We start from the raw sequence: 21,389 nt of genomic DNA, 5'->3' as shown, positions 1-21,389 counted from the left end.
CCCCCCTTAATCCCCCCTTGATAAGGGGGGTGCCGATCCCCCCTTAATCCCCCCTTGATAAGGGGGGTGCCGATCCCCCCTTAATCCCCCCTTGATAAGGGGGGTGCCGATCCCCCCTTAATCCCCCCTTGATAAGGGGGGTGTCTGATAATTTTTAACGCCTACCTACTTATCAAGGAAAAAGTTAAGTTTAAACCGACAAAAATCGCTGAATGACTTCTTGACTTAATTCGCTTGTGAAACCGGAAGCAACAATTCCCCCTTTCTGCATGGCGTAATATCGATCAGCTTGGCGGACAAAATGCAGGTGTTGTTCTACTAATAAAACGGCGATTCCTTTACTGGCAACAATACGCCGCACCGCTGCTTCAATTTCGAGAATAATTGACGGTTGAATTCCTTCCGTGGGTTCATCTAAAATTAATAATTTTGGTTCCCCCACTAAGGCGCGAGCGATGGCTAATTGCTGTTGTTGTCCACCGCTTAAATCTCCTCCCATCCGCGATAACATGGTTTTTAAAACGGGAAATAAATCAAAGATTTCTTCGGGAATTGTGGCATTTTTTCTCCTTGTGGGTAAAGCTTCCAAACCGAGAATTAAATTCTCTTTTACCGTTAGACGGGGAATAATATCCCTACCCTGCGGCACATAACCCAGTCCTAATCTGGCTCTTTGATCTGAGGTTTTATTAATCAGGTTTTCTTGCTCATAATTAATTGTTCCCGCTCGCGGTTTTAAGATACCCATTAGGGTTTTTAATAGGGTAGTTTTGCCCACGCCATTACGTCCGATTAAACAGACCATTTCTCCCGCATTAATGTTAAGATCAACATTTCTTAAAATATGACTTTCTCCGTAGTAAACATTGAGATCAGATATGTGTAACATTGTCAACCCTTTTTAACTAATTTTAATCCTTTGACTTTTTATTCTTCCGAGGAACCTAGATAAACTTCAATAACTTTCGGATCATTTTGAATTTGCTCCATATTCCCCTCACAGAGAACAGTTCCTTGGTGTAAAACCGTGACTTTGCGGGCAATTTGCCGGACAAATTCCATATCGTGTTCAATGACAATAATTGAATGACTTTCCGCTAGATTTAATAACAAATTACCCACGTTTTCCGTTTCCTCATCGGTTAATCCTGCCACGGGTTCATCTACTAGCAGTAAATCTGGTGACTGGGCCACTAATTGACCAATTTCTAAGCGTTGTTTTTCGCCGTGGGAAAGTAAAGAAGCGGGTAAATCAGCTTTAGCAGTTAACCCGATAGTTTCCAATAAACCAATAACTTTTCTGCTATCTTCTAGGGGAGGACGACCGAAAAGAGTTGAGAAAACATTTTTATTACGGTTGCTAACTAAATCGAGATTTTCTCGGACAGTTAGATTTAAATATACCCTAGGAGTTTGGAATTTGCGACCAATCCCTAAACGAGCGATCGCAAATTCGGGAATTTTGCGGAGATCTCGACCTTTAAATAATACCCGTCCGATGGTGGGTTGCACTTTCCCCGTAATCACATCTAAAAAAGTGGTTTTTCCCGCACCATTGGGACCGATAATCACCCGCAATTCTCCCGTATCCATACTGAAATTAAGATTATTGAGAGCTTTAAAACCCCCAAAACTAACGGTAAGATTCTCGATTTCTAAGATTTTTCCAGTCATAATTTCTAAGAGGGAATAGGGAAGTATTTTCAGTGAACAGTCAGCAGTAATCAGTGAACTGAAAACTCACATCTGATAACTGATAACTGATAACTGATAACTGATAGCTAAGATCACTTATGATCTAATTCTTCTCTTTCCAGTTGCACTTCCGGAGCTTCCTCAATACTAGGATAGGTAATTAAAGTTTTGCGGAAACCAAAATGAGTCAGCAAACGTTTAATTCCACCGAGAAGACCATCGGGAAGGACTGTCACCACAATTAGGAATAGGGCCCCTTGGAAAAATACCCAGACTTCCGGAAATTGTTCGCTTAAAAAAGTTTGGGCTAGGCGTACTAATAAAGTACCGACAACTGCCCCCACAAGGGTAGCACGTCCCCCCACAGCCACCCAAATCACCATTTCAATGGAAAAAGCCACATCCATAGAGTTAGGGGTGATAATTCCCGTTTGCACGGTGTAAAGAGCGCCGGCAACACCGGCAATCGCCCCAGAAATGGCAAAAACTAACACCTTAAACCAAGTAGGATCATAACCAGAAAAACGGACACGCACTTCGTCATCGCGAATGGCGACTAACAAGCGCCCAAATCTGCCCGTAGTTAACCAACGACAGAGGAGATAAATAGCCAGTAAACAGACAATTGTGAGTAAATAAAAGGCCACTTGAACGGCATCGGAACCCACCAGCAACCCGAAAATTGTTTGGGTATCGGTTTTTAAGCCATTAGTGCCGTTAATTAACTTTTGTTGACCGTTAAAAAAGTTAAAAAATACCAGTAAAGCCGCTTGGGTCAAAATTGAGAAATAAACCCCTTTAATGCGATTGCGGAAGATTAAATAACCTAATAATGCCGACACGATCGCTGGTACGATAATTAGGGCTAGAATTGTCAAAGGTAGGGAATAAAAAGGTTGCCAAATAAAAGGTAATTCTGTCACCCCGTAGAGAGTAAAAAATTCGGGCATTTGTCCGGGGGGTAACTGAAGATTTAGGTACATGGCCAAAGCGTAACCACCGAGGGCAAAAAAGATGCCATGACCAAGACTTAATAAACCCGTATAACCCCAGATTAAATCTATCCCCAAAGCAACAATAGCGAGGGAAAGAAATCGCCCCAATAAACGCAAGCGGAAAGCCGACAAAGCTAAGGGCAGTAACACCGCAAAGATGACCACTAAACCAACAATAACAGCGATTTCCGTGATTAACTTTTTCTTTTCCCGTTGTCGGGATTCGTTTCTAGTGATGGTTTCGGTAATCATAATCTATAACTCGGCAGTACGTCCTTTAGGAGGAAAAATTCCCGCAGGTTTGAATTGCAAGAAAGCAATAATTAAAGCAAAAATCATCACTTTTGCCATGCTAGTGGTGGAGAAAAAGGTGAAGAAATCCGTTAGGGGTTTTAGGGCTTCTACAGAACCAAAAATCAGAGCAAAAGTTCCCGAACCAATTAAATAATTAGCCACACCGATCGCCATAGCCGCGATAATAGTTCCCAGGAGATTACCCACTCCCCCCACCACCACTACCATGAAGGTATCAACGATATAATTTTGTCCCACGTTTGGACCGACGGAACCCAAAAAACTAATCGCACAACCGGCAACTCCAGCTAATCCCGAACCGAGGGCAAAAGTCAAAGCATCCACTTGATTTGTCGGAATGCCTAAACAGGCACTCATCTGGCGATTTTGGGTGACGGCACGAATGCGTAAACCCCAAGAAGATTTATTTAAAAACCAATAAGTCCCTAACAAACAAAGGGCAGTTAAAATGATAATAAATAGACGGGTGTAGGGCATTTGAAAACCGGGTAAAGGTAAACCTCCCCGTAACCAAGCAGGAGCCGTGACATCGACGTTTCTGGCACTAAACCAGGGTCGAGCGAGAACCGGATTAAAAGATAAAAGATAGCCTAATAATCCAGCGATAGCTAGGGATAAAGGCAGGGTGATACCAATAGCTAAATTGCGAATTCTCTCCCAATCTAGGCGACGACTTAACACCGTCATCGCCCCAAAAAATAACAGACAGAAAACTATTAAACTAATTACTAATAACCCGTTGACACTTCTGACAAATTGCTGCAGAATTAAGCTGACTCCCCAAGTGGCCAGCAGCGTTTCTAGGGGTCTGCCATAGAGGAACCTAATCACCCCCCTTTCTAATAATAATCCCGCCAATCCCGACACTAAAAAAGCGATCGGTAGGGCGAATAAAACATAAGTATCAAAGAGAGAAATACGGAAAGCTTGAAAGACATTTAAAATATAAATATCTTCAAAACCTTTAAAGATATTCTGCACCACAAAAGTAGTATAAGCCCCTAACATCATTAACTCACCGTGAGCGAGATTAATCACCCCCATCAGTCCAAAGACAATCGCTAGTCCTAAAGCGGCCAGCAATAGCACAGAACCGATGCTAATACCATTAAACAATCCTTCCAATAATGCTGACACTTTTCGTTATTCCCCTGCATCTTTAAGCTTTAAAAAGTGGGGTGAGCAGTAATGCCCACCTCACTCTCGTTACTGTCTGGAAAAATTCCTAAAACTAGGATTTTTCCATTTTGAACTTACCGCCCTTAGCCGGATCCGTCCAGTCACAGGCAAAGCCCTTAGTTTCGGGGACAAATTGGTTCCAAGGTTGCGGATCCACTACCCCCGGAGTTGACCAAACGATGTCAAATAGACCATCATCTCTCACCTGACCAATGCGGACGGTTTTGGAGATATGATGATTGGGGAACATTTCCACCGGTCCTTCGGGAGCATCGAATTTTTGTCCCACGGCGGCGGCGCGAACTTTGTCGAGATCATCGGCGGTTGCCGCTTGTTCCACCGCTTGCTTCCAGAGATAGACCATAATATAGGCCGCTTCCATGGGGTCGTTAGTGACGCGATCCTCACCATATTTAGCTCGAAAAGCCGCAACAAATTTTTTGTTAGCGGGGGTATCTACGGTTTGGAAATAGTTCCAACAAGCGTATTGACCGAGGAGATATTCCTTACCGATTTGTTTAACTTCTTCCTCGGCAACACTCACCGACATGACCGGATATTTATCGGGAGTTAAACCGGCCGCTTGCAGTTGTTTAAAGAAAGCCACGTTACTGTCACCGTTGAGGGTGTTGAAAATAACGCCGCCATCGGGTAAAGCTTGCTTAATTTTGGTGATAATCGGGGTAACTTCCGTGTTACCTAGGGGTAGATAGTCTTCGCCCACGGTTTCGCCGCCTTTCGCCTTTAACTGCTCTTTAATGATCGTGTTGGCGGTGCGGGGAAAAACGTAGTCGGAACCGACGAGGAAGAATTTTTTCCCTTTATTTTCCAGCAACCAAGTCACTGCCGGCTCGATCTGCTGGTTAGGGGCAGCACCAGTGTAGAAGATATTTCTAGAACACTCTTGACCCTCGTACTGGACAGGATACCAGAGCATATGGTTTTTGGCTTCAAACACGGGTAAAACTGCCTGACGACTGGCGGAAGTCCAACAACCGAAGACAGTCACAACTTTGTCCTGATCGATCAGTTTGGTGGCTTTTTCGGTAAAAGTTGGCCAATCGGAAGCGCCATCTTCCACCACTGCCTCGATCTGTTTACCAAGAACACCACCGGCGGCATTGATTTCCTCGATCGCCAGTTTTTCCGCATCAACCACGCTGGTCTCACTGATGGCCATGGTGCCACTGAGGGAGTGCAGAATACCCACCTTAATTGTCTCTCCAGAAGCCGGGGCGGGACTAGCAGCTGGGCTAGGACTAGCCGTGGGGGTTTGGTTTTGTCCACCACAAGCTTTTAACAGAATACTGGTTCCCAAAGTGGCAGAACCGTACAGGAGAAATTTACGTCGTCCTAAATTTGACATGATGATCTTGAACTAACCTCGCTGACAATATTAGCTACTTCACACGGACGTTTTTGCTGAGGAGATTTTCGGGAATCTTTCTACAAATATCTGTGTGATATTACGGCTAGGTTAGCAGATTTTTTGTGATTTTCGCTACTTTTTGGATATTTTTTGTAAGTTTAGCTACTTTTTTCCAAAAAATTAATTATTTTTCTGGAATTTGCCTCAGTTTTTTAGCTATCAGGAGTCGGTCGCCGGTCGTCGGTTGGGGAAGTCATAAGACCTCTTGTAAAAATCAAAAATTGTTGTTAGGGTTAGGAGCCAGTAGCCAGTAGTCAGTAGTCAGGAGAATTAAGAATGAATAATAATCAATTAAATGATCTATTTACAGATTTTATGCGATTTAATCCTTATTTTTGACGTTTTTGAACCCTCAAAAATTAATTAGGCCAGAGGTTTATAATAACAGAATGGCCTCGCGTGCCTGGAAAAAGTGCCAAAACCGTTTTCTAGTAAGGCTTCCAGTAATATTCAGCCCAACCCAATTATCAATCCGAATCTGGCCAAAGCAGCCGGACAGCAAGCAGAGCAAAACCAATGGCCGCTATCGCTTTTAATATCTTAGCGGGGAATAACTGCGCCATACTGCCCCCCGCCAGGACTCCTAAGAAACTGGTGCAGATTAAGGCGGTAATTGAGCCAAAAAAGACAGCTTTGGGTGATTTGGAACTGCCACCGAGAGCGATCGCTACTAATTGACTTTTATCGCCTATTTCTGCCAAAAAAACCGTGATAAATGTCAGTCCGAATAATTGCCAATTCATAAATTCTAGGGAGATGGGAAGCTTTTTTCAGTGAACAGTAAACAGTAAACAGTCACACTGATCACTGATTGCTTAGAGAATATCGCCGATCAGTAAACCAGTGATCAAAAGGAGAAGAATAGCGACACCGATATCTAAGGTTTTGGGGGAAAGACGACGCGCAATCCAATAACCGATCAGGACACCGAGGAGACTGGTAGCGATTAAAGCGGTGGCTGCCCCGGCAAAAACCACCCAGGGGGATTGGGATTCGGCGCTGATCAAAAGGGTGGCTAATTGAGTTTTATCGCCGATTTCAGCAAAAAATATGGTTAGGAAGGTGGAACTAAACACCGTCCAAAAACTCCAAGAAGGTGGATGATCTGGCTTTTTCTCGGTTGAGGCGATCGATTTACTATCACTCATCGGCTAATTTAACAGTATCAGGTTAAGAAATAATTTTCATACTTTTTTCATTTTAGCCCGACTGGTTTTCTGGCGATAGTTTCTGCTGTTGATTACGCTGTCTCCTTCCCCCAATAGTTAAAAAACCCTAGTCGATCGAGGTAGAGTTTCCATCCTAGAGTTTAATAATTATTAGACTAGGACGAGCGCAAATTGCTTGGAGGTATAGCCCCTATGGTAGAAAACAGAGATTATACTCTGATTATTGACAAAAGTGGCAGTATGTCCACTGCTGATAAACCCAGCGAGAAAACCCGTTGGCAAATTGCCCAAGAATCCACCCTCGCCTTGGCTAGAAAGTGCGAGGAATTCGATCCCGACGGCATCACTATCTATCTTTTTTCCGGACGTTTCCGACGCTATGATAATGTTACTTCCGATAAGGTGACACAAATTTATCAAGAAAATGAACCCATGGGGAGGACAGACCTAGCAGCTGTTCTCCAAGATGCCCTCAATAATTATTTTCAGCGCAAAACTGCCGGCAAAACTAAACCCAACGGAGAAACTATTCTGGTGATTACCGACGGAGAACCAGATGATCGCAAAGCGGTGATGCGTCAAATTATCGAAGCTTCTCGAAAACTCGATAGGGATGAAGAATTAGCCATTTCTCTGATTCAAGTAGGCCATGATCGACAAGCAACAGAATTTCTCAAAGCTTTAGACGATCAACTAGAATCGGCGGGGGCCAAATTCGATATCGTTGACACAATTACTATCGATGATATGGAAGATATGACCCTAGCGGAAGTTCTTCTCAACGCCATTACCGATTAATTTCTACCGGAGTAGGGGTGATATATCTTCACCCCTAATCAAGGAGGATTTAACTGCTAGTCAGGGCGACAAATTTATCTTTTTCTTCATCGGATAATTGATCGGATTGTCCGGTGATTTGTTTGTAGATTTTGAGATATTCCAAAGCAGATTTATACCAACTAAAATCTTGAGTCATTGCCCGTTGCTGTAGTTTTTGCCAATCCTGTTTATAACGGAAACTTTCCCAAGTCCGGATCATACAGGTAAACAGGTCTAAAGGTTCATAGCGATCGAAACTAAATCCTGTTCCTCTTTCCTGAATTGGGTCGTGGAAAGATACCGTATCGACTAAACCACCGGTGCGGCGTACCATGGGAATACAACCGTAACGCATGGCCATTAATTGGGAAATGCCACAGGGTTCAAAACGGGAAGGCATTAACAAAGCATCGGCCCCCCCATAGATGCGACGGGAAAGAGCATCACTATAGAGAAGATGCAGGGACATTCGCCCCCGGAAACGGGAAGTCATCTCCCATAGTTGGGTTTCATAATAGCGATCGCCTGTACCTAAAATAATCAATTGAGCATCAGTATAGGTGAGAAAGCGATCTAAAATTTGCATCACTAGATCAATACCTTTTTGTTCTACCAAACGCGTCACCATCCCCATGACAAAGGCATTTCTGCTGACCTGTAGCCCCACTTCTTCTTGCAGGGCAATTTTATTAGCCAGACGTTTTTCGATGGTTTCTGGGGTAAAATTCTGCTTAAGATAAACATCTTTAGCCGGGTTATACACCTCCGTATCGATGCCGTTGACAATGCCCACCAGATTGCCGGAAATATAGGACAATAATCCCTCTAAATTTTCGCCATAAATGGGGGTCTGTATTTGACGGGCATAGGTGGGAGAGACAGTCGTGACGCGATTGGCAAATTGAACCGCCGCGGCCATGGTATTATCGCCCTGCATATACCAAGGACACCAAGTCATTTTTTCTAATGCTTCGCGCCAAGGACCCTGGTAGGCGAGATTATGGATCGTAAAAACGGTACTAATATCGGGGTCTTGGTGCATCCAGACGGGAATCATGCCCGTATGCCAATCATGACAGTGAATAACTTGTGGTTTCCAGTAATTCCAAGCGAATTCCGCCGCACCATTGGCAAATAGGGTAAATCGCCAGGCCTCATCTTCGCCTCCGTAGATACTGCGTCCAGAGAAAGCTAGATGACCAAAGAGGTAGAGAGGAATATCTGTATCGGGTAAAACCGTTTCATAGACTGAAAAATCCTGAAACATGGCGAATCCTGACCAAATGGGTTCGGAAGGGATGTCCATTTTTTCCTGAAGAAAACCGTAGTAGGGTAGAAAAATCCGCACATCATGACCTAGCTGACGCAAGACTTTCGGTAATGCCCCAATTACGTCTCCCATTCCCCCAACTTTGGCAATTGGAGCGGCCTCGGCACCCACAAATAGAATTCGCATACTCTTCCCGCTTCACTTCACGACGACAAGAAATTTTAACAGATAAACCCCCCCTAGCAGGATTTGCCAGCAGGTATTATCGGATTAGCCGAGATTTTTCTTTAACTAACCAGAGAGCCAACGAGGGACATAATCAGGGTTTGCGGCAAAAAGTTTTTCGGTGGGGGCAGGGTGTGGGGTGTGGGGTGTGGGGTGTAGGGTGTAGGGTTTTAGCGATTTTCATCTGGTCAATTACCTAATTTTCAGGGAAAAAGTACCTGAATTTTCCACCCGATCACTCCCAGATCTGGTACTTTTTGGTTTCCAAAAAGTCTAAAAGTCTTACCCAACAAGGTTTTTAGATTTATTGAGCAAGCCCCAATTAGCTGTTTTGGGCATTATTAAGTTTTTTAGGCTTTTTTTACCGTCTTTTTAGCAAATTTTAGCTGATCAGCACCGGTTCTGTCTCTGTCAAAGTTAAATCCACTCCTCTTCATCCCCTTTGTTTACCTCCCGATCTTCGTTTTGATCTTGGGCGGGGGGCGTAATAATCCGATAATTGACATCGTACACTTGATCGGCTTTTTCCCCGCGAGTCTGTTTGGCTGTGCGGTAACTATAGGAATAAACCGAGCCGGTTCGAGAACTGTCACTAGGAGGCTTGACAAAATTTGCTTTTTCCTCATCTGCAAGCCTAGACGAAAATTCTTCCCGATCCTGAATGGTCGTCGGTTTTTCGGGGGGTGTATCAAAATTCCAATCATCACCGCTATCTCTTTCCCAATCGTTACCCCGTGCAGACGGAGCAGTATCTTGAATATAGGTAGGTCGGGGAGATGGCGGTGGTACTGTAGGATTATTCGCTATACGAGGGGAGGCTTTTGGGGCAGCCAAAGGACGACCAAAACTATAGAGAAATTGCAGGGTTAAACCACTGATAATTCCCGCTAGGGTAAAAAGTAACACCCAGACTGCTAGGGGCAGTTTTACCGTCATAATACCGCCAAAAAAGACCAAAGTGATCACCCCCAGATTCTGCCAGATCAGTAATCCGCCTACAGCGATCGCAAATAAGACCATAATCCAGCCCATTTTTACCTCCCTTGATACAGTGATTCAGTAAACAGTGATCAGTAAACAGTGATCAGTGATCAATCACTAAGGGACTTGCGTGGGAATAATATCCCAATCGATCGGAGGGCGCAAGCTTTGCGCCCCTACAGTAACGGATTTTGTCCACAATGTAGGGGCGAACTGCGTTCGCCCAAAAGGTACATTATCAAAGCGCAGGTCCCTAACCACTAACTAACCACGGGAGCATCTCACCTTTGTAACCCCTAAATCAGGTTTTTATGTCAAGCTATTTTGAAAGTCTTGCTAGAAACCAGTTTTATGGATAAGTATAATTACTCACTTGCATAAATGAGATGCTTTCCCACTAACCACTAACCACTGTCCACTATCCACTGATAACTGATAACTGATCACTGATAACTGTTAATGTCCTTGCCAGCGATTAATTGTCACACAATCGATATCTAACTGATCGAGAGTACGAGCGATGACAAAATCGACCAAATCCTCGATCGATTGGGGATGATGATACCATGCCGGTATTGCTGGCACGATTCTAACGCCCGCCTCGGCCAAAGTAGTTAAATTACGCAGATGAATTAAACTAAAAGGGGTTTCTCGCGGTACTAAAACCAATTTTCTGCCCTCCTTAATCTGCACATCGGCCGCTCTTTCTAGCAAATCGGAACTTAATCCCCCCGCTAATTTGGCCACTGTACTCATGCTACAGGGAATAATTACCATACCAAGGGTGCGATAGGAACCACTGGCGATCGTTGCCCCCACATCACCCCAACGATGACAGCGTAATTTTCCCCCCTCCATCACCCCGCATTGACTGCGCCAAAATTGTTCTTGCAGCTCCGGTTCTGGCGGCATCCGAATATTATCTTCTGCTTGCCAGACGGTGTAAGCTGATCTGGAGGCCACTAGATCGATCGTGTAGTCGGCTAAAAGTAGATATTTGAGGGTACGCACGGCATAAATCAGCCCTGATGACCCTGTAACGCCCAAAATTAGCGGTTTAGATAATTCCTTCAAGCTCTAATTCCTCGATCAATTGTAATCCTCTTGGGTCGCCCACCTTTAATAAAGCACCCCTAGCATCTTCCTTGACACCTAAATCCTCGTCTTCCACCAAGGCCTCGATCAAAGCATCGATCGCCGTGGCATAAATCACATTGAAGGGCAATTCTCGGCATAATTGACCGATCGACCAAGCGCAATTACTCCGCACCGCTGCGATTAAATCCCGGCGCAATCCTTCAATTAAAGGCGGCAACACAGTGATGATATCTTCATAATTGACCTTGGCAATCTGGGCCAAACTACTGGCGGCCCATAATCGCACCGCCGAAATATCAGTTTTGAGAGCATGAACCAAAGGCTCGATCGCTCTGCGATCACCACAGTTACCCAGGGCCCAAACTACCCCTTTTCTGACGTAACCATTCCAATCCCTGGCCAGTAAATCGATTAAGGGAGCCACAGAGCTAAGACTGGGATTTCGTCCCAAAGCGTAGGCGACACTGACACGCACTAGGGGACAGACATCGTTTAACATCTCTAGTAAGGGGGCGATCGCTCTTTCGTCCCGCAATTCACAAAAGGCGCGAGCGGCGATCATTCTCTCGCTAACATGAGCAGAAGTAAGCAATAAGAGCATTTCCTCGGGATCGGGAGGGATTTCCGCTGCTTGATCCGGATCGCTCGCATCGAGAGGATTATTTAAGGAATTGCTAGAGTCTAGGATTTCATTGTCGTACATACTTGTTAGATTATCTTAATCCGTGACCGCTCACGTCAAGCCCAAAATCAAAAAGTAAGTAGTCGTGCAAAATTAATTTCCTAGTGAAGATAGGCAAGAGGCAACAGGCAACAGGCAAAAGAAAGAATCTGGCAATTCTCCCACCTAAAAACAAGGTCAGAAACTAAGTACATCAAAGCTTTTAGCTTACCAAATTAGGTTACACTTCATCTTGACGAGAAAGGCTGCAGGCTCTCTTATTCTTTGTGTGATAAGTTTAACTGATATAGTAGCGATCAATCTTTGTGTCCTTTGTGTCTGGAGTGGTTCGTTCCAGTCGTTCGCCCGCAAGACTGTATCTTAGAATACATTTTACCCACCAAACCTAAGAGAGTCAGCTGCATTTACAAAACCTAGCAGATTAGAAAGTAAATACAGGGCAAATTCTAGCGTTTTTTCGATGCCAAGACGCGGATTTGAACCGCGGACACGAGGATTTTCAGTCCTCTGCTCTACCAACTGAGCTATCTCGGCTTTTTTTAGTCCTTTCTCAATATAGCACGCCCTCGAAATAATTGCAAGGTTTTTTTCTAAAAAGTTTTCTGCTTGACTAGATTGGCAAGGTGAGGGTAAAAGTGGTGACAGCATTGGCACTGGTGACATCGATGGTGGCATTCAGGGGTTTAATCAGTTTGTGGACTAAAGCTAAACCTAAACCGGTGCCACTGTAGCGCCAGGGATCGTGGTGAGGAATGCGATAAAAAGGAGCAAATATTCTTGATAATTCCTCTGGAGGGATTTCTACTCCTGAATTGCTCACATTAATTAATATTTGCTCGTCTGCACGCCAGACATTTACCCTAATTATCCCTTGTTCTGGGGTATATTTAGAAGCATTGGTCAGTAATTCCGCTATGATGCGTTCGATATCACAAAGATTGCTGTTAATCTCCGGTATATCCCCATCTATATCTAAAATTAACTGCTGTTGTCGCTCGCGGGTGAGAGTGCGAAAAGGTTCCACTAATAAGGGTAGCCAAGAAAGTAAGTCGATTGTTTCGATCGCCGGAGGTTCGCTTTCCGCATCCAGATAGGTTAAAGTTAACAGATCATTAACTAACTTACTCTGACGCTGACATTCAATGTTAAGAATTTGCAACAGTTGACCGATCGAATCCTCTGGATCGATCTTGATCCCTTGATATTCTAGGAGACTTTCTAGGGTTTCCACCGCTAGACGGATGCTGGTGATCGGGGTTCGCAGTTCATGGGAAAGGGTTTTCAGGAATTCGCTTTTTAATCTTTCCAGTTTTTCTAATTCCCTCACTTGTGCTTGGGAAGATTCGTAAAGTCGCGCCTGGCGAATAGCGATCGCACATTCGGTGGCAATATGTTGAATCAAATTAGTTTCTAAGGAGTTAAAAATCTGATTAGCTGGCCGAATTAGCCAAATATTGCCCAAAAAACCCTGATCGTCAAAGATAGGACAAGCGCAACGGTTAACACGACAGATTTGCGGATTGCCAAGGGGAAGACGATCAACAAATTGTAAAATTTGTTTGTGCAGCAGCGGTTGATAGATTTCAGGAAAATCGCTAATTTGACGGCTAATTCCCTGACAGATAAGCTCTTGAGTGGTATATTCGTGGACAATAGTAGCTTGGCTGCGACTGGGATTGTAAAGCTCAATTTGGGCCCGTTCTGCGGGTAAAACCTGCACTAATTCCCTAGTGGTGGTTTGCAGAATATGATTTTCATCGAGACTATCGCGAATTTTTTCGGTAATCCGTCCGATTAATGCTTCATACTTCAAAGTCATCTGCAATTCGGCGGTTCTTTGCTGAACCTCCGATTCTAAGGCAGTATTCAAGCATTTTACCCGTTGGTGCAGTTCCGCTTGTTGAATGGCAATTCCCACTTGAATGGCTAATTGTTTAAGGAGATCGATTTCTTTGGATTGCCAAGAGCGAGTTTTTTGGCAATTTTGGGCAATTAGTAACCCCCAGAGTTGGTTATCGCAGATAATTGGCACCACCAAGTTAGCCTGTACTTGCAAAGAGGTGAGTAAGTTGCGATAACAGGGATCAAGTCCCGAATTATGGACATTTTCAATAACTTGAATTCTCCCACGACGATAATTTTCCAGACGTTCTGGGGATAAATTAAAACAGGGATCCTCGATGCTGTTTCCTAAGACGGAATTAATCCTCGCAGTATGGGATTCCACCACAATCATGCCACTATGATCGGGGAATAAACGATAAATTAACACTCGATCGCAGTTGAGGAATTGTCGCACCTCTTTAACGGTTCTTTGCAAAATGCGATCAAGATCCAACGATTGCCGGATTCTTTCCTGCATTACCCCCAATAGTTGTTCCCGTTCTGCTTGTAATCTTAAAGCTTCTTCGGCCTGTTTACGTTCGGTGATATTGGTACTGGTTCCCACTAAACGATAGATGCGCGCATTGTTATCCCGTAGGGGTGTTAAAGTCGTTAGCCACCAGTAGGGTATATTTTGAAAAGGTAAATACTGTTCGTAGGAAATAGTCGTTCCGTAACGCACACAATCACTATAGTGTTGCCGCACACTACGCGCATCATCGGGGGGAAGGATTTGTTCGGGAGTTTTGCCTTTAATCTCTGATGAACGCAATCCTGTCCAGCGTTCATGAACGGGGTTTGCTCCCACATAGCGAAAATCTCTATTTTCCAGCACGTCCACCACAAAAATCGACGCTTGCACGGAATTAAATATACTACGCAGAAACTGCTCGGAATACTCCTCTTTTAGCTGTTTATCTAGCTCGATCTCGGTTTCTGATGGCTGCTTTTCCATAAGAGCCTCCCATTGTGCTAATTGGTGGATTTGGATCGATAATCACAAAATCGTCGGCTACTCCTAGAGCGATTTAATTATTTCTTTAGATTCTCGCACGAATTTTCCTATCCGCTGCCGATTTCGATATATTTCTTTGCAAAAACGAGAAAGCAACCCCAATATACTGAGATCGCTTATCAGTTATCAGTTATCAGTGACCAGTTATCAGTGATCAGGTTTAAGTTTTAAGTTAAGTAGCTAGATACAATTAATTACACATATCCAATTACTTCTTCCATGAGTGCCTATCCTCACCAAGAAGTTAATTTTGTCCTATTACTTATATGTGTTATTTTCAGCGATCACTGTTCACTGATTACTGATTACTGATCACTGAATTTAGGCTTCTTGGTTGACAAAAGGCAATAAAGCCATTAAACGGGCCCGTTTCACCGCTTCCGTTAAATCTCGCTGTTGTTTAGAAGTTAAACCGGTGATGCGTCTAGGTAGGAGTTTGCCGCGTTCGGTGATGAATTTGCGGAGGAGTTCGGTGTCTTTGTAGTCAATCGGTTGACTGGGGGAGATGGGGGAGAGACGTTTACGATAGTAGCTCATAGATTTGTAAAGATTGCTTGACTTTTTAACTAAAGTGTGGTTACTTAATTTCCTTGTGGACGGTGTGCTTATTGCAGTGGGGACAGTATTTTTTGATTTCCAGTCTGCCGGTGGTATTGCGACGGTTTTTGCTGGTGGTGTAGCGAGAAACGCCGGGGGTACGCTTATCGGGATTACTGCGGCATTCCGTGCATTCTACAGTGATGATTAGGCGAACGCCTTTTTTACTAGCCATAACAACAGGGGATCGGATAAATTTACACGCAATCAATCATTATGACATATCTGAAGCTTTTTAGGCAAGAGCGGCCGGGACGAACCAGGGGAATTGTCGGCTAAAAAGTTGAGTTTGGGATGAAATCCAGCACAAAAAAGCTAGAATAATCACAGCAGTTGGCGAGGATGAGGAAAAATGACGGTAAGATTGGGTAAACCGATTTTAGTGACGGGGATAGGCATTACCATCGCTTTCACCCTGGGGGAAACTCTCAATAGTACACTGAGCGAAATCAGTTCCTGGGGTATTTTCGGTGCGATTGCTCTTGGTGCTGGTATCTGGTTTTGGCAAAAACCCAACACGAAAATCGATTTTTCCCATCCCACTCCCCTGAGTCTAGAAAAGGTTAAACAAGCGATTAGCAAAGCCGAGAAGATAATTAATTATCTGGTCAAAGAAGACCCTAATCAAGACTTAACTCCACTCAAAACCAGTTTAAGCCAATTAAATCAAGAATTTAGTCGCCAAGACCTCAAAATTGCCATTACTGGTGCTAGAAAAACTGGTAAAACTGCCTTAAAAAAACTACTAGAAAGCGGCAACTTTGGGGAATCTATCGCTTTTCTGGAAACGGAACCGCTTCTAACTCTCAACTGCACCGCTAACCAGAAAAAGGCTCTGGCAGCCGACCTAGTTTTGTATCTGATCAATGGGGATTTAAGCGATTCCGAATGGCAAATCCTCCAGCAATTCGATCGAATGCACCAGCGTGTTATCCTGTTACTGAATAAACAGGATCGTTTACCCGCCGAGACCAGAGAAGAAATACTCCTTTCACTGAAACAAAGACTAAAAGAAACTATTCCCTCTCATCATATTTTAGCCATAGCCGCTGCCCCTGAACCCCTAAAAGTTCGTCAACATCAAAGCAATGGAGAAATCAAGGAATGGACGGAAACCCAAACCGTGGTTATCGATCCTTTAGATAATCATCTCCGACAAATTATCGAACAAGAAAAGTCCGAATTAGTTCTCGGAACTATCTGGCGACAAGCGCTCGAATTAGCCAAGGAAACCAAACAATTACTTAATCAATCCCGACGCAAAAAGGCTTTACCTGTTATCGAACAATACCAATGGATAGCCGCTACTGCCACTTTTGCTAATCCTCTTGCAGCCCTAGATTTAGTTTTAGCGGCAGCTACTAACGCTCAAATGTTAGTGGATTTAGGGGCAATTTATCAACAAAAAATGTCCCTTGAACAAGCAAAAACAGCCATGACTACCCTAGGGAAGATGATGGTACAATTAGGCATGGTAGAAGTGACAACCCAGGCATTAGGAACGATTCTCAAGGGAAATGCGATTACTTATATTGCCGGTGGTACAGTGCAGGGAATTGGAGCAGCCTATCTAACTCGTTTAGCTGGTTTAAGTTTAATTGAATATTTCCAAGAACAGGAAATTAACGAGCAACTGAATAATGATTGGAATTGGACGAGTTTGCAGAATAAAGTTAAACAGGTCTGGGAACAAAATCAACGCCTAGCATTTTTACAGGATTTTGTCAAGCAAACGAGCGCTCGTTGGTCGGCATTTTCTGGTTAAAAAATGTAGTTAAGAACCGGGAAAAGGTAAATGCTGACGCAGCACATCCCAGCGCGAACAATCCCAATAATCGATATGAGAAATAATCAGATTATTGTCATCGAGAGTTAATTCGCTGCGTCCAGAAATAGCGATGCGAGGCCGCCAAGGTAAAGGGGTTGTCCAGTGCAATGTCCAACGGGTATTAATAATATTTCCCTGCTGTTCAATTGCGTGGACATCCATCTTGATAGCTTGGAACCATTGACTCATAAAACCAATCATTTCCCGATAGCGTTTAATCCCCCGAAATTGATTGAGAGGGTCTTGAAAATAAACGTTATCAGCATAAATGTCATAGGTTTGATCGAGGGGAAATCTTTGATAATCTTGCTGCAAAATAGCGATAATATCCATAAAATAAGTAATTAGTTATAATTAAATTGAAGATAGATTTTGCCTTTGATCCCCCCTGCCCCCCTTGATAAGGGGGGTGCCGATAGGCGGGGGGATCCCCCTGAATAAGAGGGGTCACTGTTAACTATTAAGTACCTAAGCAAAATTAGTTACACATATTTAACAACCTCTTGCCTATTGCCTATTGCCTCTCCTAACCAAGAAATTAGTTTTGCACCACTACTCAAAAGCTCACTCCCGTCAAACTAAAGGGACGGACTTCGGTAATTTTAACCTTAACAAATGTGCCTCGCAATTCCTCAATATTTCCCGTAAAGAAAGTTAAGCGATTGCCTCTAGTTCTTCCCATAACTTGACTAGCATCTTTAGGGTTAACGTCTTCCACTAAAATTTCCTCAATTCTGCCTAAATATCTTTGGGAACGTTCAGCAGCTTTTGTGGCCACTAAATGATTTAATCTTTGTAGGCGATCGCTTTTTACCTGCTCACTTAATTGATGATCCCAAATAGCGGCCGGAGTGCCGGGACGGGGAGAATAGGCCGCCGTATTTAATTGATCAAAACCAATCTCATCGACTAATTTTAAAGTATTCTCGAACTGTGCCTCTGTTTCTCCGGGGAATCCGACAATCGCATCGGCACTAATGGCAGCATCCGGCATTAAATCGCGAATATTAGCAATAATTTGTCGGTATTTTTCCTGAGTATAGCCCCGTTTCATGGCCTTGAGGATATCATTATCCCCCGATTGAAAAGGGATATGAAAATGTTCACAAACTTTAGGTAATTCCTGACAAGCTTTAATCAAACGTTCGGTAAAATAGCGGGGGTGACTGGTGGCAAAACGGAGACGTTCAATGCCGGCCACATCGTGAATGTAGTAGAGTAAATCGGTGAAGTTGTGCAGATGTCGGCCGCTTGCCGTCACTCCGGGTAAATCCCGTCCGTAGGCATCGATATTTTGACCTAAAAGGGTGATTTCTTGATAACCCTGTTGTCCTAATTGTGCCATTTCTGCTCGAATTGCCGCAGGAGTGCGCGATTGTTCCACCCCACGCACCCCCGGAACCACACAATAGGTACAGCGTTCATTACAACCATAGATGACGTTCACCCAAGCGGTAATATTACTATCCCGGCGCGGTTTGGTGATATCTTCCATGATGTGGATGGGTTCGGTGGCCACCACCTGGGAACCGTCAAAAACTTGTTGTAATAAGTCTCCCAAGCGGTTTGCGTGTTGCGGACCGATAATTAAATCCACCTCGGGAACCCGTCTTAACAATTGTTCCCCTTCCTGTTGGGCCACGCAGCCAGCGACCACTAGAGTAAGATCGGGTTGAGTTTGTTTGCGTTTAGCCTGTCTGCCGAGATAGGAATAAACCTTCTGTTCGGCATTATCGCGAATTGTACAGGTATTGTAGAGGATTAAATCGGCTTCGTTGGCATCCTCAGACCATTGAAACCCCAAATCTTCTAAAATACCCGCCATGCGTTCGGAGTCAGCTTTATTCATCTGACAACCAAAGGTGGTGATATGGTAACGACGTGGGGACTTATTCATGATGCTGGCTACAGAAACAAGAGTGTAGCTTTCTATTTTAGGCTATTTATTCTCTGACTTGAAAGAGAGTGTAGGGTGTGGGGTGTGGGGTGTAGGGTGTGGGGAAAGAAACCTCTTTCATCTTCCCACTTCCCACTCCTCAGAATTAGACCTAAAGCATACTCAGCCATACAAGCAAATAAAAACGAAACTTTTGCTTTGAGGATATCTCCTGACTGGTAGGATAAAAATAAACCATACTAGGCAGTTTAACCTCCACGCCGCCGAGGCCACACCTTTAATCATCAAAGGAAAAGTATTTATATGTCTAAAAATCAAGTGTTCGACTTTTTCGCCTTAGCCGCTAAAAACGAAGAATTGGGTAAAAAAATGCGTTCAACCCAAGATCCTCAGCAATTACTAGAGATAGCTCGCTCTCAAGGCTTCGATTTCTCCCGTCCGGAATTAGAAGCGGCACTTAAATCCTTGCACGAGAGTCCCGACTTTTTCCAAAAGTTAGCTCATGCAGTGTTAGAAGTTTTCAGTCCTAACCACGATAATTATCCCTCGATCGGTGTCCAACCCTACGAAGGTGAGATCGATCGCTAGAATCAGTGATCAGTTTTTTAGCCGTCAGGAGTCAGGAGTCAGGAGATTATTTTTATTTATTCTCCCCACTCCTCTCTCCCCAACCCCAGCCGTATATAGTATAAAAAAATTATAAAAAAGCCGAAATTAGGGAAAAATAGGCTTTTATCTGCCAGTAAATCCAGCAGAGACAATTGAGCTGCCAAGAGAGAAGTTAAAGGGCAAATGCAGTCATAGCAAAGGTTTTAGCTGTCAATGTCCTGAGAATTGCTGAGGCTGATGGACGAAGGGAAGGAATGATTAACTTTCGTTAACCGGAAGATGAGAAATAATCATAATGTTTTATATTGTCAAAGGTGTCATAGTTTCCTATGCTTTTTTTAGGTTGATAATTTTGCCTGACTCGTCAAATTTTTACCAACCAGCCCTAGAAAATAAAATTAGTGGATGAAAACAGTCACGATCGAGATAAAATCTAGGATGGTCTTACCCCCACCTTGCCACGATCCCGACTGCCACCAAAGCTAGAGCAGGAAAAGTAACAAGGAAAGAATTTGACTGAAACAAAGTTGATAACGCTAACGAAATTAATAGTTTAGTTTGGCTTGACAAGCGAGGAACAAAAAAATGCCAATTGCAGTAGGAATGATTGAAACCCTAGGATTTCCCGCCGTTGTGGAAGCGGCCGATGCCATGGTCAAGGCCGCCAGGGTGACTCTAGTGGGTTACGAAAAGATCGGTAGTGGTCGCGTCACTGTCATTGTCCGGGGAGACGTTTCAGAAGTGCAAGCTTCTGTGGCTGCCGGAGTGGAAAACGCCAACCGGGTTAACGGAGGACAAGTGCTATCTACCCATATCATCGCTCGTCCCCACGAAAACCTCGAATATGTGCTGCCCATTCGCTACACCGAAGAAGTAGAGCAATTCCGCAGCTATTAAACACCGTTAATCGGGGTCAGCATCTATAGAGTCGAAGAAAGCCAACCATTAGGAGACAAAAATATTATGTCAATTGCAGTGGGCATGGTGGAAACCTTGGGTTTCCCAGCCGTCGTCGAGGCGGCTGATGCCATGGTAAAAGCCGCCCGCGTAACCCTAGTAGGTTACGAAAAAATTGGTAGTGGTCGCGTCACCGTCATCGTCCGGGGGGACGTTTCGGAAGTACAGGCCTCCGTATCGGCGGGGACAGAAGCGGCATCTAATCGTGTTAAAGGTGGTCAAGTCCTCTCGACCCACATCATCGCCCGTCCCCACGAAAACCTCGAATACGTTCTTCCCATTCGTTATACAGAAGCCGTGGAACAGTTTCGTGAAAGTGTTAACCCACAACCTTTAAGACGAATCTAGAGCGCAACTAACTTTTAGTGTAAACAAATTCCATGCAAATTGCCAAAGTTTGCGGAACCGTCGTTAGCACCCTGAAACCGCGCAGTATGACGGGAGTGAAACTTCTGCTTTTGCAATTCATCGACGCACAGGGGCAACTTTTGCCTAAATACGAAGTAGCGGGTGATATTGTCGGAGCGGGGATTAATGAATGGGTGCTAGTGTCCCGGGGAGGAGCCGCCCGTATCGAAGACGGACAGAACAATCGCCCCCTTGACGCGATGGTGGTGGGGATTATTGACACTATAACCGTAGAAAATCGCACCCTCTACAGCAAGAGGGACGAATTTCGTCAATCCGGTTAAACATCGATAGAACCCAAACACAGTTAAGTAACAACCAGCCAGCCAAATTCAGT

The 21,389-nt window shown here is 44.1% G+C and carries 22 protein-coding genes and 1 tRNA gene; 6 read left to right on the top strand and 17 right to left on the bottom strand.

From position 1 onward, the window contains the following. Nucleotides 1-190 precede the first annotated feature (190 nt). The 7 genes from urtE to O9323_RS21210 all read right to left on the bottom strand — a co-directional run bounded on the left by urtE (nt 191) and on the right by O9323_RS21210 (nt 6,761). On the bottom strand, nt 191-889 hold the full coding sequence (gene urtE, locus O9323_RS21240) for an urea ABC transporter ATP-binding subunit UrtE (protein ID WP_002777292.1): 699 nt from the start codon (nt 887-889) through the stop codon (nt 191-193). Between the two features lie 38 nt (nt 890-927). Next, on the bottom strand, nt 928-1,674 hold the full coding sequence (gene urtD, locus O9323_RS21235; protein WP_002777291.1) for an urea ABC transporter ATP-binding protein UrtD: 747 nt from the start codon (nt 1,672-1,674) through the stop codon (nt 928-930). A gap of 113 nt (nt 1,675-1,787) precedes the next feature. Next, a complete protein-coding gene (gene urtC, locus O9323_RS21230) occupies nt 1,788-2,942 on the bottom strand; it encodes an urea ABC transporter permease subunit UrtC (protein ID WP_002777290.1) in 1,155 nt (384 codons plus the stop codon). A 3-nt stretch (nt 2,943-2,945) separates the two neighbouring features. Beyond that, complete coding sequence (locus tag O9323_RS21225) at nt 2,946-4,142, bottom strand: ABC transporter permease subunit (protein WP_002731945.1); 1,197 nt, start codon at nt 4,140-4,142, stop codon at nt 2,946-2,948. A 94-nt stretch (nt 4,143-4,236) separates the two neighbouring features. After that, nucleotides 4,237-5,550, bottom strand: coding sequence for an urea ABC transporter substrate-binding protein (gene urtA / locus O9323_RS21220; RefSeq protein WP_103112868.1), 1,314 nt, complete (start codon nt 5,548-5,550; stop codon nt 4,237-4,239). 530 nt (nt 5,551-6,080) lie between these two features. Continuing rightward, entirely contained in the window at nt 6,081-6,356 is a 276-nt protein-coding gene (locus O9323_RS21215) for a TMEM165/GDT1 family protein (protein WP_002732425.1), read from the bottom strand. Nucleotides 6,357-6,428: 72 nt separating this feature from the next. Continuing rightward, nucleotides 6,429-6,761, bottom strand: coding sequence for a TMEM165/GDT1 family protein (locus O9323_RS21210; protein ID WP_002753338.1), 333 nt, complete (start codon nt 6,759-6,761; stop codon nt 6,429-6,431). A 213-nt stretch (nt 6,762-6,974) separates the two neighbouring features. On the opposite strand from O9323_RS21210, the gene O9323_RS21205 reads away from it, so the two are divergent. Next, the gene (locus O9323_RS21205; protein WP_002800734.1) at nt 6,975-7,580 is read left to right on the top strand and encodes a vWA domain-containing protein; all 606 of its coding nucleotides are present in this window, start codon (nt 6,975-6,977) and stop codon (nt 7,578-7,580) included. A 49-nt stretch (nt 7,581-7,629) separates the two neighbouring features. Here the strand turns inward: O9323_RS21205 and glgA are convergent, their stop codons facing one another. The 8 genes from glgA to rpmG all read right to left on the bottom strand — a co-directional run bounded on the left by glgA (nt 7,630) and on the right by rpmG (nt 15,528). Further along, the gene (gene glgA / locus O9323_RS21200) at nt 7,630-9,057 is read right to left on the bottom strand and encodes a glycogen synthase GlgA (protein WP_002741723.1); all 1,428 of its coding nucleotides are present in this window, start codon (nt 9,055-9,057) and stop codon (nt 7,630-7,632) included. A 456-nt stretch (nt 9,058-9,513) separates the two neighbouring features. After that, nucleotides 9,514-10,128, bottom strand: coding sequence for a LapA family protein (locus O9323_RS21195; protein WP_002734877.1), 615 nt, complete (start codon nt 10,126-10,128; stop codon nt 9,514-9,516). Nucleotides 10,129-10,533: 405 nt separating this feature from the next. Next, nucleotides 10,534-11,151: a flavin prenyltransferase UbiX gene (locus O9323_RS21190; RefSeq protein ID WP_288125722.1), complete on the bottom strand. Its 618-nt coding sequence runs from the start codon at nt 11,149-11,151 to the stop codon at nt 10,534-10,536. Continuing rightward, complete coding sequence (locus tag O9323_RS21185) at nt 11,135-11,878, bottom strand: HEAT repeat domain-containing protein (protein ID WP_002741704.1); 744 nt, start codon at nt 11,876-11,878, stop codon at nt 11,135-11,137. The genes O9323_RS21190 and O9323_RS21185 overlap by 17 nt, the downstream gene beginning before the upstream one ends. 440 nt (nt 11,879-12,318) lie before the next feature. Beyond that, nucleotides 12,319-12,391 (bottom strand) — tRNA-Phe (locus O9323_RS21180). Between the two features lie 76 nt (nt 12,392-12,467). Then, on the bottom strand, nt 12,468-14,696 hold the full coding sequence (locus O9323_RS21175) for a sensor histidine kinase (protein WP_002753355.1): 2,229 nt from the start codon (nt 14,694-14,696) through the stop codon (nt 12,468-12,470). Nucleotides 14,697-15,077: 381 nt separating this feature from the next. Continuing rightward, the gene (gene rpsR, locus O9323_RS21170) at nt 15,078-15,293 is read right to left on the bottom strand and encodes a 30S ribosomal protein S18 (protein ID WP_002732313.1); all 216 of its coding nucleotides are present in this window, start codon (nt 15,291-15,293) and stop codon (nt 15,078-15,080) included. 40 nt (nt 15,294-15,333) lie between these two features. Next, nucleotides 15,334-15,528, bottom strand: coding sequence for a 50S ribosomal protein L33 (rpmG, locus tag O9323_RS21165; RefSeq protein WP_002734724.1), 195 nt, complete (start codon nt 15,526-15,528; stop codon nt 15,334-15,336). A gap of 177 nt (nt 15,529-15,705) precedes the next feature. Here rpmG and O9323_RS21160 point away from each other — a divergent pair, with 177 nt between their 5' ends. Continuing rightward, nucleotides 15,706-17,118 (top strand): slr1306 family protein, encoded by a 1,413-nt coding sequence (locus tag O9323_RS21160; protein ID WP_288125721.1) that lies wholly within the window; start codon nt 15,706-15,708, stop codon nt 17,116-17,118. A gap of 9 nt (nt 17,119-17,127) precedes the next feature. Here O9323_RS21160 and O9323_RS21155 read toward each other — a convergent pair whose 3' ends face one another. Together O9323_RS21155 and miaB are read right to left on the bottom strand one after the other, a co-directional pair. Further along, nucleotides 17,128-17,514 (bottom strand): C6orf136 family protein, encoded by a 387-nt coding sequence (locus O9323_RS21155; RefSeq protein ID WP_002753359.1) that lies wholly within the window; start codon nt 17,512-17,514, stop codon nt 17,128-17,130. Nucleotides 17,515-17,737: 223 nt separating this feature from the next. Then, on the bottom strand, nt 17,738-19,078 hold the full coding sequence (gene miaB, locus O9323_RS21150) for a tRNA (N6-isopentenyl adenosine(37)-C2)-methylthiotransferase MiaB (protein ID WP_002777286.1): 1,341 nt from the start codon (nt 19,076-19,078) through the stop codon (nt 17,738-17,740). Nucleotides 19,079-19,381: 303 nt separating this feature from the next. On the opposite strand from miaB, the gene O9323_RS21145 reads away from it, so the two are divergent. The 4 genes from O9323_RS21145 to ccmL all read left to right on the top strand — a co-directional run bounded on the left by O9323_RS21145 (nt 19,382) and on the right by ccmL (nt 21,336). After that, on the top strand, nt 19,382-19,666 hold the full coding sequence (locus O9323_RS21145) for a Nif11-like leader peptide family natural product precursor (protein WP_002731728.1): 285 nt from the start codon (nt 19,382-19,384) through the stop codon (nt 19,664-19,666). 606 nt (nt 19,667-20,272) lie between these two features. Next, on the top strand, nt 20,273-20,584 hold the full coding sequence (locus tag O9323_RS21140) for a carbon dioxide-concentrating mechanism protein CcmK (protein ID WP_002734613.1): 312 nt from the start codon (nt 20,273-20,275) through the stop codon (nt 20,582-20,584). 66 nt (nt 20,585-20,650) lie between these two features. After that, entirely contained in the window at nt 20,651-20,992 is a 342-nt protein-coding gene (locus O9323_RS21135; protein WP_002733426.1) for a carbon dioxide-concentrating mechanism protein CcmK, read from the top strand. 32 nt (nt 20,993-21,024) lie between these two features. Continuing rightward, nucleotides 21,025-21,336, top strand: a complete 312-nt coding sequence (ccmL, locus tag O9323_RS21130) for a beta-carboxysome shell vertex protein CcmL (RefSeq protein ID WP_002741688.1) — start codon at nt 21,025-21,027, stop codon at nt 21,334-21,336. Nucleotides 21,337-21,389 lie beyond the last annotated feature (53 nt).

It is taken from the genome of Microcystis sp. LE19-131.1A, assembly GCF_027532015.1.
Taxonomy (GTDB): Bacteria; Cyanobacteriota; Cyanobacteriia; order Cyanobacteriales; family Microcystaceae; genus Microcystis; species Microcystis ichthyoblabe_A.
The sequence above is the reverse complement of the archived record's forward strand: the minus strand, read 5'-3'. Positions and strand labels throughout refer to the sequence as shown.